Below are 12,411 nucleotides of genomic sequence, written 5' to 3'. Positions count from 1 at the left end.
CAAGCAGTTATAACAATGCTATTTAGCAGGGCTTGTCCATTTGCTACCTAATTCGCGAAAGCGCCAAGGCAGGGCGGCATCAAGACCAGCATAATCAATGCCGACGCGCGGACTGGTGCGGACCATTTCTTCTGGTACCGATTCTCCGTGGTCTTCCAGCCAGATCAGGTTGCCGGTCAGATCGGTGCCGTAGTGTTTGGTAGTAATTCCCAGGGCCTGCGTCAGCAACCCCGGCCCGGCAGTTAGCTTCGACGAAACGCTGGTCAGTCCCCGCCGAAGCAGCATTTCCGGGATGCCTTCCGTGGGTTCGAGGCCCCGAATCAGGACGGCATCGGCTTTGCCGGCTTTGTTGGTAATGATGTTGAACAGCGTGTAGCGTCCGTAAATAAGGTAGGCGTAAGCTACTCCGCCGGCCTCGTACATGATGCTGGTACGCGCCGTGTAGCGCCCCAAATGCGAATGACAAGCTTGGTCGTTGAGATGGGCGTAGGCCTCCGTTTCTACGATGCGCCCGCCCGTAAGCACACCATTTATATTGGTATACAGATACTTACCTAATAGGTCACGTGCGATCTGTACTACATCGGGGCGCTGGTAGAATTCGCTGGTAAGCTTCACTTGGCAAAAATCGGGGTGGGAAGTTCAGGTTAGGACGGCAGATAACACGGCGGCCATCGCATGCACGTGAAAAGCACAAACGTAAACTGGTGCTTTTGGGTAACTATGGCCTGCAAATTCCGCAGTTGACTAGCAACCCAAATTTGCTGCTTACCTTTGCGGCTGTATAGGTGGCCAGACCCCGATTGTGGGGCGAGGCTGAAAAGGGAATCCCGTGTGAATCGGGAGCTGTCCCCGCAACTGTAAGCTTTAAGAGTAGGTGGGCCATTCCGCTGCCACTGTTTCGTTGATGGTTTTCGCTTGGAAAACCGGAGAAATGGGAAGGCGGCCCATCTGAAGCGAGCCAGGAGACCTGCCTATGCATTTCCCTTATGTTCAGCGCTTTCGGGTGAAAGGCGGAGAATGAATGCAGTTGGCGGCCTGGCCGTCGGTTTTCCTGTTTTCGGCCTCGGCTTCGCAGGGTTTTCGGACCTGAGCGGGGTTCTGAACTGAATTTTCACCGATTGAAAATTTGGTTCGGATGATTAATACGCGTGGATTCGGTCGGTTAGCATCGGTGAAGCTGCTAGGTGCGCTTGGCACATTCCTGTGCCTGACGGGAGTCTGCCCCGCACAGGCGCAGCACGCCGATCCGATTGCGCCCGATTCAGTAGGCTTGGCCGGCGAGCACGTGCTGCCTGCCGTTCGGGTGCAGGCTGTGCCCCTCAGCCGCTTTGCCGTGGGCAGCCGCGTAACCAGCATTGACTCTGCCACGCTTGCTCAATATCGTTCGGGCACCCTTACCGATGTATTGGCCGCACGCACGCCGCTGTACATCAAGAACTACGGCCCGGGGCAGCTATCTTCTATTTCATTTCGGGGCACTTCGGCGCAGCACACAGCCGTACTCTGGAATGGCTTCAACATCGGCCTGCCGACGCTTGGCCAGACCGATTTTTCGCTGTTGCCCGTGAGCGGCAACACCCGCGTGGAAGTTCAGCACGGACCGGCCAGCGCCGCATACGGAACGGCCGCCATTGGCGGGACCGTGTTGCTGTCGTCGCCGGTTGTGTGGGGCGCCGGGCCACGGGCTAGTGTGCAGCTTGATGCTGGCAGCTTTGGCCTGGGCGCGGGCAGCTTGGAGGGCAGCTTCAGCAATCAGAAAATTGCGGTGCGCACATCGGCTACTTACCGGGAAGCGCAAAACGATTTTCCATACTATGCCCGTGAGTTCAGGGGGTTGGTGCGCCACCGCCAGCAAAGTGCGGCCATTCGCCAAGGCAGCTTTGCCCAGGACATTACGCTGCGCTTAGGCCAAGCTAGCGAACTCACGGCCGCGGCTTGGCTCACCGACGCCAACCGCCAGATTCAGCCTGCCATTGGTTCCAGCAACAATCAAGCACGCGAGCATGACCAGAGCCGACGGCTGCTGGCGGGCTATCGGCATGTAGCGAGCCGCCACGAAACGGGCGTGCGCGTGGCTTGGTTCGACGATGTGCTCAACTACCAGCAGATCGGGCTGGTCAGCAATTCGCGCGTCCAAACCACTCAGTTGCAGGCCGATCACACGCTCAACTTCGCTGCCAAAGCCAATCTACGGTTGGGCATAGAAGCCCAACACTTTGCAGCGCAGGTAGATGGCTACCACGGCCGGAAGACGGAAAATCGGTATTCGGGTTACGCACTATTCCGCTACGACCCGCGCCCAGAAGTACGCCTGACGCTCAATCTGCGCCAAACGATGGTGCCCAATCGTCGGCCGCCGCTGGCCCCAACAGCAGGCGCCGAATGGAATATATATCACATTTATAATCAATTATTTACAATAAAGGCTAGCACCTCACGCAGTTACCGGGCGCCGACGCTCAACGAGCGCTACTGGCCGACTGGCAACCCTAATATTCTTCCGGAAGACGGCATGGGCTATGAGGGGGGGCTGCGCCATGAGGTGTCGCTAACGCCGCAGCTTGCACTGCACTCCGAGCTTACAGCTTATCGGCAGCTGGTCGACAATTGGGTGGAATGGCTCAGCGACCCGATCACGGGCGGCAGCACGCCGCATAACGTGCGCAAGGTGCGGGCGCAAGGCCTAGAAGCCAGCACGCAGGCCAAGTGGCATCCGGGCGCTTATGCTCTGTTGGCGCGGGCCAGCTATGCGCTTACGCAGTCGGAGAAGGTGCGGGGCTACGCCGACGACCCCAACCCGATGGGGCAGCAGCTGGCTTACGTGCCCATGCATTCCGCAGCCTTCACCACCGACCATACGTGGCGGGGCTGGCAACTCACTACGTCACTGACATTTACGGGCGAGCGCCGCACCTATAGCACTGCAACGACCTTGCCCTCCTATGTACTGCTGAACGCCACCATAGGGCGCACGCTGCATGTGGCCCCCACGTGGTCGCTGACGGCGTTGGCCCAAGGCTACAACCTAACCAACCGCACTTACCAGAACTACGAATTCCGGGCTATGCCACCTTGCTGGGGCTTACTGAGCGTGCGCGTGGCCTGGCACTAACCTTTCCTTTATCTCCTTTCCTCTTTTCTAGCGTTATGTTCCGCACTCACCACTTCCCCTCTTTTCTGACGCGCGCCCTCTTGGTTGGCGTTGGCGCATTCACAGTTTTCAGCTGCAACGATACCGACGAAGCCGCAGCGCCGCTTTATAATCTGACCAAAGATGGCAGCAATGTATTCGTGCTCAACGAAGGCGCCTTCGGTACGCCCAATGCCGAGGTAAGCCTGTTCAGCAAAACGTCCCGCACTGTCGTCGACAACCACATTTTCAACACCGTCAACCAACGCGAGCTGGGCGACGTGGCGCAGTCGATGTTGGTGGTGGGCAACCGCGGCTACATCGTGGCCAACAACAGCAAGAAGTTGGAAGTCGTGAATCTGACGACGTTTCAATCGGTGGCGACGGTGACCGGGCTGGAGCAGCCACGCTACGCCGTAGCAGTCAGCGCTGACAAGGCTTACGTGAGCGAATGGGTGAAACGCGGTGAGCAGGGGCGCGTTGCCGTGCTTGATCTGCGCACCAATACCATCACCAAAACCATAGCCGTGGGGCGGCAGCCGGAGCACCTCCTGCTGGCCAACGGCAAAGTGTATGTAAGCAACTCCGACGAAAATACCCTGAGCGTTATCAACCCCGCTACCGACGCCGTGGAGAGCGCCATCAGCGTGCAAGATGGTCCCAGCGACTTGGTGCAGGACAAAGCAGGCAACATCTGGGTACTGTGCACCGGCATCACGCGGTACCAGACTTCGGCACCGTACGCGGTCATTTCCTCAACGCCCGGCAACCTGATCAAATTCTCACCCGCCGCCCCAACTGCGCCGACGGTGCTGCCATTTGCCGGCAGCCCAAGCGGGCTGCACCTGAACGGCGCCGCCGACCAACTCTACTATAGCTACAAAGGCGGCGTATACCGCATGAGCACCACGGACGCAGCCTTACCCGCTACCCCTCTCATACGGCGCAGCTTCTACGGCCTCGGCATCGACCCGCAGGACAACACCATTTACGGCTCGGTGGCGCCTTACACCGCCGCCGGCAAGTTTATTCGCTACCAGGCCAACGGCACAGCTATTGACTCTTTCAACGTCAATCTGCTTCCCAACGGATTTATATTCTATTAAAAGTCAACTGGTTATCACAATCCACTCAAAACACAAAAAGCCCTCCCACAATAATGGGAGGGCTTTTTGTGTTTTAGCCGAGTCAATGCTTAATCGGCTAGGCCATCGCCGTTGCGATCTTTCCGCTCCGTAGTCTGGTCGTATACTTGCTGACCGGTTTTTACTTTGGTCGTGTCCGCAGCTTTGCCGTTGGTATTCGAATCGTTGCCGCGCGTCTGTTGCGTGTTGTTGTTGACAAATTCTTTGTCGTGGCCGCGTTCTACGTTGGCGCTTCCTTCGGAAGTGCCTGTGCTACAAGAAGATACAGAAAGGCTAGTCACTGCTATCGCGAGTGCCATCAGCCGGGGTAAAAGAGGAGTTTTCATGAGGAAGGGCGTTTTGCAGGGAGAAGGATCATACGGGTATAGTACGTGGTACGGCTGCCAGACGACGTGGTTTTTATCGAATACGACAAAGTCCAGGAACCTAATTTGGCAGGAGCTACGTTCCCGGCTTTTCCGCACCAAATCAACTGCCGTCGGGTGGTCAACCATCATCAGTTGAAAAGTGCTATATTAGACATTCGCTACCTTAGCCCCTGAGCTACCGCCGATTGCGAGAGTAGAGGAAGTCTTATATTTGTTGTTCGCTTTCCGTATATGAGCCTGCTAAACGCCCTTCCTGCTTCTTACCGGCCTTTGCTGCGGCACACGGCTATTTTGGCAGGCACTGGGTTTTTGCTGGCCTTGGTGCTGATCGCGTATCTGTTTGGTGTTCAGGACCACTTTTTTTCGAGGCTGTTCTGGGCGTTTTTCGTATTTTTCTGGCTATTGGCAGTCACTTTTTTAGGCGTGGTGCCCTTTGTTACCTGGGCATCAGGCAGTTGGTTTGGGAAAGGTTGGGTAGAAGCTCCGGCTAAGCCGCTTCGGCGGCCGCGTACGGCGGCACCTCCTACCGCTCGCAAAAACACTCGCACTACTTCTAGGTTGGAACAAAAATAAATCTTGTGAAAACGACACTGCTACATATCAAAAACATGGTGTGCCCCCGCTGCATAGAGGCTGTACACCATCTGCTAGAGCAAGCTGGGTATCGCCCTACACAAGTTACGCTAGGCCAAGCGCAGCTCGACCGCACCACCCCCGCCGATCCGGCCGCGGTGGCTCCTATGTTGCGCGAAGCTGGTTTCGACCTGCTCATGGGCCGGGGCGAACAGCTCACCGAACAGATTAAAGGCGCGCTGGCCGAATACTTGGAGCACCTGCGCACGGCGCGCATGCCCCTTACCACCTCGGCCTTCCTCACCGATCGGTTTGCGGCGACGTACTCGCACCTGAGCAAGGTATTTTCGCGCACTGCCAATCTTACCATTGAGAAATACCTCATTCGCCTCAAAATCGAGCGCGTTAAGGAGATGTTGAGCTACGGCGAACTGACGCTTAGCGAGATAGCCGACCAAATGCGTTACAGCAGCGGTCAGCACCTTTCCAACCAATTTCGGCAAGTCACCGGCCGCTCGGTAAGCGAGTTCCGCCGTGATATGATGCCCAAGCGCCTGTCGTTGGATAAACTCGCGAGCTAGGTACGTCGCACAAAAGCTTACACGTTATGCAGTAGAATTCTGTATAACTAGTTGCTACCGATTGGGGTATTTGAAGGGTAATTTCCTTTCGAATACCCCAATTCTGTTTTATGCGGCTTTCAGTTCTTCTACTTGCCTTTTTGCTGCTGATTAGTGTTTCGCTGCCCGCATGGGCGCAACACGAAATGTACCAGATGCCGAAGCAGCCGGCCACGTCTCCCACCGACACTGTGCATGCTGCGCAGCCAGCCCAGCACCAACACATGCCGGGCATGGACATGAGTACAATGGATATGTCCGGCGACACAACCATGCAGCATAGCGACCACGGCGACATGAACATGTCGCACGCTTACTCGCGCAATCTGCCCATGTCGCGCAACGGTTCCGGCACGGCGTGGCAACCCGATGCAACGCCCATGTACATGTGGATGCAGCACAAAGGCCCTTGGATGCTCATGTATCACGGCGCCGTTTTTGGGCGCTACACCAACCAGAACATCGGCCGGGAAAACGGCCAGCGCGGCGGCCGCACCTTCGACGCACCCAACTGGTTTATGACCATGGCCCAGCGCAACGTCGGGCAACGCGGTTTGCTCAACCTGACCGCCATGATCTCGCTCGACCCGCTTACCGAAGGCGCGAACGGCTACCCGCTGCTGTTCCAATCGGGCGAAGCCTACAAAGGGAAGCCGCTCGTCGACCGGCAACACCCGCACGATCTGTTTTCGGCCCTAAGCATTGGCTACACGCACGCCCTCAGCAAAGACCTGGATTTGAGCCTGTATTTAGGGTATCCGGGTGAGCCCGCTGTTGGGCCTACAGCGTTTATGCACCGACTTTCGGCCATGCCTAACCCCGATGCTCCGCTTGGGCACCACTGGGTAGATGCCACGCACATCACGTTTGGCGTAGCCACGTTTGGGGTGCGCTACAAGCAGTTTAAGCTGGAAGGCTCCAATTTCACCGGCCGCGAGCCCGACGAGCATCGTTACAACTTCGATCGGCCGCGTGCCAACTCATGGGCCAGTCGCCTGCTGTGGAACCCGTCCGAAGAGTTGTCGTTGGAAGTTGGTCGTGCTTACGTAAAAAGCCCAGAGCAGCTACGCCCCGATGAAGACGTGACGCGCACCACCGCCGCCGTGTTGCACAGCCGCACGTGGGGCGCTTACCATTTCGTGGCTTCGTCGCTCATCTGGGGCCTTAATAAATCCGATCACGGGAAGGAACACTCGGTTTTGGCCGAAACCAACCTTACGCTTGGCCGACCGACCTTTTACGGCCGCTACGAATTTGTTCAGAAGGACGCCGAAGAGCTAGCCATCCCGCACGACCAAACGGAGCCCACCTACAACATTCACGCTCTTACACTGGGGGCCAACTACCGCCTTGCCCAGCTCGGCCAGAACGGCCCCGAACTGCACATAGGCGCCCAAGGCTCAGTGTATCGTCCTGACAATCAAATACGTAGCTATTACGGAAAAACTCCGGTGTCTGCGGAAGTTTACCTGCGCCTGAATGCGCCGTTTATGAGCATGGGCAAGATGAAGATGTAGAGGCCCAACTACCAGCTTCAGCAGTACACCTAGCGCCGCGCAATGCTAAATTCCGGTTAATCCTTCCCGACGGGAGTATCTTTGCCTTCTGCTTTGTTATGCCGTCGTGAAATCTCCTCATATCCTGCTCATTACGCCCCCGCTTACGCAACTCAACACGCCGTATCCGGCCACGGCATACCTGAAGGGCTTTTTGGGCGGACGCGGTTACTCCGTAACGCAAGCCGACTTGGGCTTGGAGCTGGTATTGAAGCTGTTTTCAAAAGCCGGGTTACAGCGCGTCTTTGCCGAAATCGAACAGGGAGCATATTCCCTGAGCGACAACTCCCGCCGGATGCTGCGGTTGCAGAAAAGCTATCTAGCTACTATTGAGCCAGTTATAAAATTCCTACAAAACAAGGATAACACGCTTGCGCCGCGCATTTGCCACAGCCGCTTTTTGCCCGAAGCCGCCCGTTTCGACAACGTGGCCGACCTGGAAAGCGCTTTCGGCACGATGGGCCTCACCGACCAGGCCCGCCATTTGGCCACGCTGTACCTCGAAGACCTCGGCGACCTGATCAAGGAAACCGTTGGGCCACAGTTTGGCTTCAGCCGCTACGCCGAAAAGCTAGCCATGTCGGCTACAAGCTTCGAGCCGTTGTACGAAGCCCTGCAAGCTGCGCCTAACTTACTGGACGAGATGCTGTTGGAGCTACTCGACGAACTGGTAGCCCGTACCGAGCCCGACGTTGTGGGCTTTACGGTCCCATTTCCGGGCAACCTATACGGGGCCTTGCGCTTGGCTGGCCGGGTAAAGCAGCAGCGTCCGCAGGTAAAAACACTCATGGGCGGTGGCTACCCCAATACTGAGCTGCGCCAAATTCGCGAGCCTCGCTTCTTCGACTACATTGATTATCTGACCCTTGACGATGGCGAAGGGCCGTGGCTCCGGTTGCTGGAGCACCTGCAAGGACAGCGCGCGCAGGAGGATTTGCAGCGCACCTTCCTGCGCGATGCCCAAGGGCAAGTGCAGTACCTCAACGCCTGCCGCGATGCCGATATTCCGCACCCCGAGGTAGGAACTCCCGACTACAGCGACCTCCCGCTCACCGAGTATCTATCAGTAATTGAGGTACTTAACCCCATGCACCGCCTCTGGAGCGATGGGCGCTGGAACAAGCTAACAGTAGCCCATGGCTGCTATTGGAAGCGGTGCTCGTTCTGCGACGTAACCCTCGACTACATCTCGCGCTACGAAACGGCGCCGGCGACTTTACTTGTCGACCGCATCGAGCAAATTGTGCGGCAGACGGGGCAAACCGGCTTTCACTTCGTCGACGAAGCGGCCCCACCCCTCGCCTTACGCGACTTGGCCGTGGAGTTGCTGCGCCGCCGCGTCAACATTACGTGGTGGGGCAATATTCGCTTCGAGAAGACTTTTTCGCCTGATCTGTGCCGCTTGCTGGCCGCGTCTGGGTGCATTGCGGTGTCGGGCGGGTTGGAAGTTGCCTCAGATCGCCTGTTGACCTTGATGGAAAAGGGCGTCACGATTGCCCAAGTTGCGCGCGTAACCGATGGCTTCACGCAGGCAGGTATCATGGTGCACGCTTACCTCATGTACGGCTTCCCGACTCAAACTACGCAGGAAACCGTTGATTCTCTAGAAGTTGTGCGGCAGCTCTTGGCGGCAGGCATTGTGCAATCGGGTTATTGGCACCGCTTCTCCATGACGGCGCACAGCCCGGTAGGCAAGAACCCCGCGAAATACAAAGTAGCCGCCATCGGCCCGGAGCCGGGCGATTTTGCGTGGAACGACCTCTGGCACGACGACCCCACCGGTACCGATCACGAGCAATTTGGTCCGGGTTTGGCGAAGGCCTTGTACAACTACATGCACGGAGTAGCCCTCAACGAGCCGCTGCAATTCTGGTTTGATTTCCGGGTGCCGCGCCCCACGGTACCGCGCCAGCTTATTCAACAAGCCCTGCAAACCGAAAGTAAGCCCGACAGTGCCAAGCAAAACCTACGCTTATTTTGGCTTGGCAATGCCCCCGATTTAGAGATTACGGAAGGCAAAAAAGGAGCACGCGCCACGCTCACATTCTATGAACAAGCCGAAGATTTTGAGGTGAAAACATCGGACGCCATCGGGCAATGGCTGCTGGAATTGCTTACCAAACTTGCCCACGATTACGAAACCAAGCTGTTGTTGAAAGAAGCAGCGGCCTCCTTTCCTGTGAGCGCCGCGGGCATGTCGTTCGAGGCTTTTTTGACGTCGCCGGTGTGGCTGTTGCTCCGCGAAAAAGGCTTGCTGATTCTGTAGAGCCGATTTCCAGAGGGCCGATCATGCCAGAAACATAATTTATTGATTATCAATAAATTATGTCTTCATCGTTACTGAGCTGTGCGGGCACGCATCCAACCCAGCATATCGTCCACGAAGCCGGGCGCGGGGCGGGGCCACTCCCATTTGTCTTCTTTGGTTAAGCCGCCGGGCAACATCAGCTCGTGGTTTGCGCCTGAGTATACTTTTACTGTCGAGCCCTGCTTGTAGCCGACTACGTTTCGCAGCCGGCGGGCGCTTTCACTGGCATCGAAACGCTCGTCGGCGCTGCCGTAAACCAATAGTGCCGGCACTTTGACTTGCTGCCAGGCTGCTCTGGGGTCTAGGTCGAGTTGGCGCCACCGCAGCTGCGTTTTGATTTCGGCAGGAGTCGGTACCCGCCGGGGCAGTGTGGTGTACTGGGCCCACGGCTGTTGCCAAGCTTCAGTGAGCGTTTCGTGCAGCTGCGTGGTATCACTTTCGCCACCGCCGTGCACGAAGCGCACCAACTGGTCGAATGCTTTCGCAGCCTGCTTCATATCCTTGGCCGACACGTCATGTTCGCGCAACCGGCTGGCATTTTGAAAACGCTCAACGTCGGCATAGGGTACGCCCGGCCCCGATAAAGCGACTACAAAAGCCACTGACCGGCCCGGACGAGAGGCGGCAATGGCTGCAACATGCGCGCCTTGACTGATGCCCCACAGGCCAACATGAGTAGAATCGATATCGGGTTGTTTTTTAAGGGCTTGCACAGCGGCCAAAGCATCGGTAGCCAAATCTTCTTGGCTGTATTCGGGCAACTGACCAGCTGGCAGAGCGGCGTCACGACGATCATAAACGAGGGCCGCGAACCCGCGGCGAGCCAGCAAATCGGCATACGAATACAGGTCGCGCTGGTGGGGCGTACTGCTACCATGCAGCAGCACCACGGCCGCATGCTGAAAGGAAGTGTCGTTGGGCAGCAACAGGGTACCCCGCAGCGTCAGGTTGCCGCTGCGAAAGCGCACGGGCTGCTCGCGGTATGGGCGCGGATCGGCTTTGCCACGGCGCACCAGCAACAGGTCGGCTTTCAGCGTATCGATTTTGAAATTGCCACGCCAGAAATCGCCTTCCTGCACGGCTTCCACCACCATGTTGCCTTGTTTCTGGCCGGGTCGCTGCTCGAAGTGCAGCAGCGGCGCGTTAAAGCGCAGATTCTGAGCCGGAAAGCTCAGGCCCATTTCCAAAAAACGAAAATCGGCCTGCAAGTGATCCGGCGTCGGTTCGCGCATGTCCAACGCGACCCGCGCCTCCGTGCCTTGGTAGGTGAGCGTGCCTTCGTAGTGCCCGGTGGGCAGCGGCAGCTTGGGCCGATCGGGGGTACAGCCGCTGGCAGCGAGCAATGCCAATATTGGTAACCAAAGGAGCCCAGCCGCTGGCCGGAACGAGGAAAGCGTACAAGCGAGCCTGTCTTTTCTCACAAGAAGCGGGTTGATGGACAATAGGCAAAGGTAGCGAGCCGGCGCCACGTCTGCGGCAGGCGCTGCGGCAAGGGCAGAATCCTATAATTATCTATAAATACAATATATTGATTTACAGACCCTTACGAAGAATAAGATCGGTCTGTATATCGTTGCCTAGCCGGAATTCGTGACTGCCGATTTGCCGAAAGCCAAAGCGCTTATAGAACTCGATGGCGCGCACGTTGCGCTCCCACACACCAAGCACCACCGAGCGGCAGCCCTTGGCGCGTGCCTCGTCCAGAATGCGGCGCATCAGAGTGGCGCCCAAGCCCGTCCCGATCCAGTCCTGCAACACATACAATCGCTCAATTTCCAGGCGATTGTCGGGCTTCTTCCCTGGTTCCAGGCCCAAAGGAGAGTTGAAGCGCAACTTGGCGTAGCCGATGGGTTGCTGCTGCATCTGAACCAGCAAAAACAGCGTATCGGGATTCTGAAGTTCGGCGAGTTGCTGTTCTTCCCCAAAATTCTCGGCTAGGTAAGCAGCCATGTCTTCGGGGTTGTTGTCGGCGATAAAGGTTTCGTGAAAGGTTTGGCGACCCAAGTTTGCCAACACGGCCGCAGTGGCAGCACTGCGTTTGGGCACCGAGATACGGAGTGGCGAAGACATTACAGATGCTTTGTATACTATTGATAATCAAATGATTATTTAATCAATCAGATCATCTTTGTGCCGCAACATTTGCCAGCCGGCCCGCAGCATGTACAAGGCAAATACGATAAAAACCAGGCTCAGCACGAAACGTGGTGTATCCAGCGCACCGGTTTCCCAGTCGGTGTAATACTGTGGGATGCGCAGCCCCTGCACGATGAGCAGCAACAAGCCTGCCGCCAAGTATAAAATGCCGCGATTGCGACTGTAAGGAGGTGTAGCCATGGGAAGCGCGCTTACTGATTGGAAAACAACAGCGGCCGGGGCCGCTTGACGTACCAAACTTAGTACGAAAATCTGACGGCCCGATGCCGAAGCCGACCGCATGCGATACGCGCGCCAGTTGCAAATTGATTTAAGCCGTGTATTTTTGTCTTACCAAGCATTTCGCGAGAGTAGCTCAGTTGGTAGAGCATCAGCTTCCCAAGCTGAGGGTCGCGAGTTCGAACCTCGTTTCTCGCTCATTTAAAATCGGCCACTTAACAGCAATGCTGGGTGGCCGATTTGTTTTTGGTTTATACAACCACATTAAGGATCAAACCTGCCTACTGCAGGTTTGATCCTTAATGTGGTTGCTTTATAAGTGTATCCTGTTG

At 56.8% G+C, this 12,411-nt stretch carries 11 protein-coding genes, 1 tRNA gene and 1 riboswitch; of the genes, 7 read left to right on the top strand and 5 right to left on the bottom strand.

Annotated elements, in window-relative coordinates:
- Positions 1-18: 18 nt before the first annotated feature.
- The gene (locus FHG12_RS11545; RefSeq protein ID WP_139515873.1) at positions 19-618 is read right to left on the bottom strand and encodes a DNA-3-methyladenine glycosylase; all 600 of its coding nucleotides are present in this window, start codon (positions 616-618) and stop codon (positions 19-21) included.
- A gap of 151 nt (positions 619-769) precedes the next feature.
- Positions 770-992, top strand: a riboswitch (cobalamin riboswitch).
- 146 nt (positions 993-1,138) lie between these two features.
- Between FHG12_RS11545 and FHG12_RS11540 the strand changes: the two genes are divergently transcribed.
- Together FHG12_RS11540 and FHG12_RS11535 are read left to right on the top strand one after the other, a co-directional pair.
- Positions 1,139-3,115: a TonB-dependent receptor plug domain-containing protein gene (locus FHG12_RS11540; RefSeq protein ID WP_139515872.1), complete on the top strand. Its 1,977-nt coding sequence runs from the start codon at positions 1,139-1,141 to the stop codon at positions 3,113-3,115.
- 35 nt (positions 3,116-3,150) lie between these two features.
- Complete coding sequence (locus FHG12_RS11535) at positions 3,151-4,239, top strand: DUF5074 domain-containing protein (RefSeq protein WP_139515871.1); 1,089 nt, start codon at positions 3,151-3,153, stop codon at positions 4,237-4,239.
- Between the two features lie 89 nt (positions 4,240-4,328).
- Here FHG12_RS11535 and FHG12_RS11530 read toward each other — a convergent pair whose 3' ends face one another.
- The gene (locus FHG12_RS11530; protein WP_139515870.1) at positions 4,329-4,604 is read right to left on the bottom strand and encodes a hypothetical protein; all 276 of its coding nucleotides are present in this window, start codon (positions 4,602-4,604) and stop codon (positions 4,329-4,331) included.
- 273 nt (positions 4,605-4,877) lie between these two features.
- Here FHG12_RS11530 and FHG12_RS11525 point away from each other — a divergent pair, with 273 nt between their 5' ends.
- From FHG12_RS11525 to FHG12_RS11510, 4 genes are all read left to right on the top strand, one after another.
- Positions 4,878-5,219 carry a hypothetical protein gene (locus tag FHG12_RS11525; protein WP_139515869.1) on the top strand — a complete coding sequence of 114 codons (342 nt, stop codon included), beginning with the start codon at positions 4,878-4,880 and terminating at the stop codon, positions 5,217-5,219.
- 5 nt (positions 5,220-5,224) lie between these two features.
- Positions 5,225-5,800 carry a helix-turn-helix domain-containing protein gene (locus FHG12_RS11520; RefSeq protein ID WP_139515868.1) on the top strand — a complete coding sequence of 192 codons (576 nt, stop codon included), beginning with the start codon at positions 5,225-5,227 and terminating at the stop codon, positions 5,798-5,800.
- Positions 5,801-5,910: 110 nt separating this feature from the next.
- Positions 5,911-7,356: a hypothetical protein gene (locus tag FHG12_RS11515; protein ID WP_139515867.1), complete on the top strand. Its 1,446-nt coding sequence runs from the start codon at positions 5,911-5,913 to the stop codon at positions 7,354-7,356.
- A gap of 106 nt (positions 7,357-7,462) precedes the next feature.
- On the top strand, positions 7,463-9,661 hold the full coding sequence (locus FHG12_RS11510; RefSeq protein ID WP_139515866.1) for a B12-binding domain-containing radical SAM protein: 2,199 nt from the start codon (positions 7,463-7,465) through the stop codon (positions 9,659-9,661).
- A 71-nt stretch (positions 9,662-9,732) separates the two neighbouring features.
- Here FHG12_RS11510 and FHG12_RS11505 read toward each other — a convergent pair whose 3' ends face one another.
- The 3 genes from FHG12_RS11505 to FHG12_RS11495 form a co-directional block, all read right to left on the bottom strand.
- Complete coding sequence (locus FHG12_RS11505; RefSeq protein WP_139515865.1) at positions 9,733-11,052, bottom strand: alpha/beta hydrolase family protein; 1,320 nt, start codon at positions 11,050-11,052, stop codon at positions 9,733-9,735.
- A gap of 184 nt (positions 11,053-11,236) precedes the next feature.
- Positions 11,237-11,773 (bottom strand): GNAT family N-acetyltransferase, encoded by a 537-nt coding sequence (locus FHG12_RS11500; RefSeq protein ID WP_139515864.1) that lies wholly within the window; start codon positions 11,771-11,773, stop codon positions 11,237-11,239.
- A gap of 39 nt (positions 11,774-11,812) precedes the next feature.
- Complete coding sequence (locus FHG12_RS11495; RefSeq protein WP_139515863.1) at positions 11,813-12,040, bottom strand: hypothetical protein; 228 nt, start codon at positions 12,038-12,040, stop codon at positions 11,813-11,815.
- Between the two features lie 164 nt (positions 12,041-12,204).
- On the opposite strand from FHG12_RS11495, the gene FHG12_RS11490 reads away from it, so the two are divergent.
- A tRNA-Gly gene (locus FHG12_RS11490) sits at positions 12,205-12,277 on the top strand.
- The last annotated feature ends 134 nt before the right edge of the window (positions 12,278-12,411 follow it).

The sequence above is a fragment of the Hymenobacter jejuensis genome (assembly GCF_006337165.1).
Classification (GTDB): Bacteria; Bacteroidota; Bacteroidia; order Cytophagales; family Hymenobacteraceae; genus Hymenobacter; species Hymenobacter jejuensis.
Note: the sequence above shows the minus strand (reverse complement) of the source record. Positions and strands in the feature narration are given on the sequence as shown.

Coding starts and splice junctions, on each gene's coding strand:
- FHG12_RS11540 (WP_139515872.1), top strand. CDS start 1,139: ATGATTAATACGCGTGGATTCGGTCGGTTAGCATCGGTGAAGCTGCTA.
- FHG12_RS11535 (WP_139515871.1), top strand. CDS start 3,151: ATGTTCCGCACTCACCACTTCCCCTCTTTTCTGACGCGCGCCCTCTTG.
- FHG12_RS11530 (WP_139515870.1), bottom strand. CDS start 4,604: ATGAAAACTCCTCTTTTACCCCGGCTGATGGCACTCGCGATAGCAGTG.
- FHG12_RS11525 (WP_139515869.1), top strand. CDS start 4,878: ATGAGCCTGCTAAACGCCCTTCCTGCTTCTTACCGGCCTTTGCTGCGG.
- FHG12_RS11515 (WP_139515867.1), top strand. CDS start 5,911: ATGCGGCTTTCAGTTCTTCTACTTGCCTTTTTGCTGCTGATTAGTGTT.
- FHG12_RS11500 (WP_139515864.1), bottom strand. CDS start 11,773: ATGTCTTCGCCACTCCGTATCTCGGTGCCCAAACGCAGTGCTGCCACT.
- FHG12_RS11495 (WP_139515863.1), bottom strand. CDS start 12,040: ATGGCTACACCTCCTTACAGTCGCAATCGCGGCATTTTATACTTGGCG.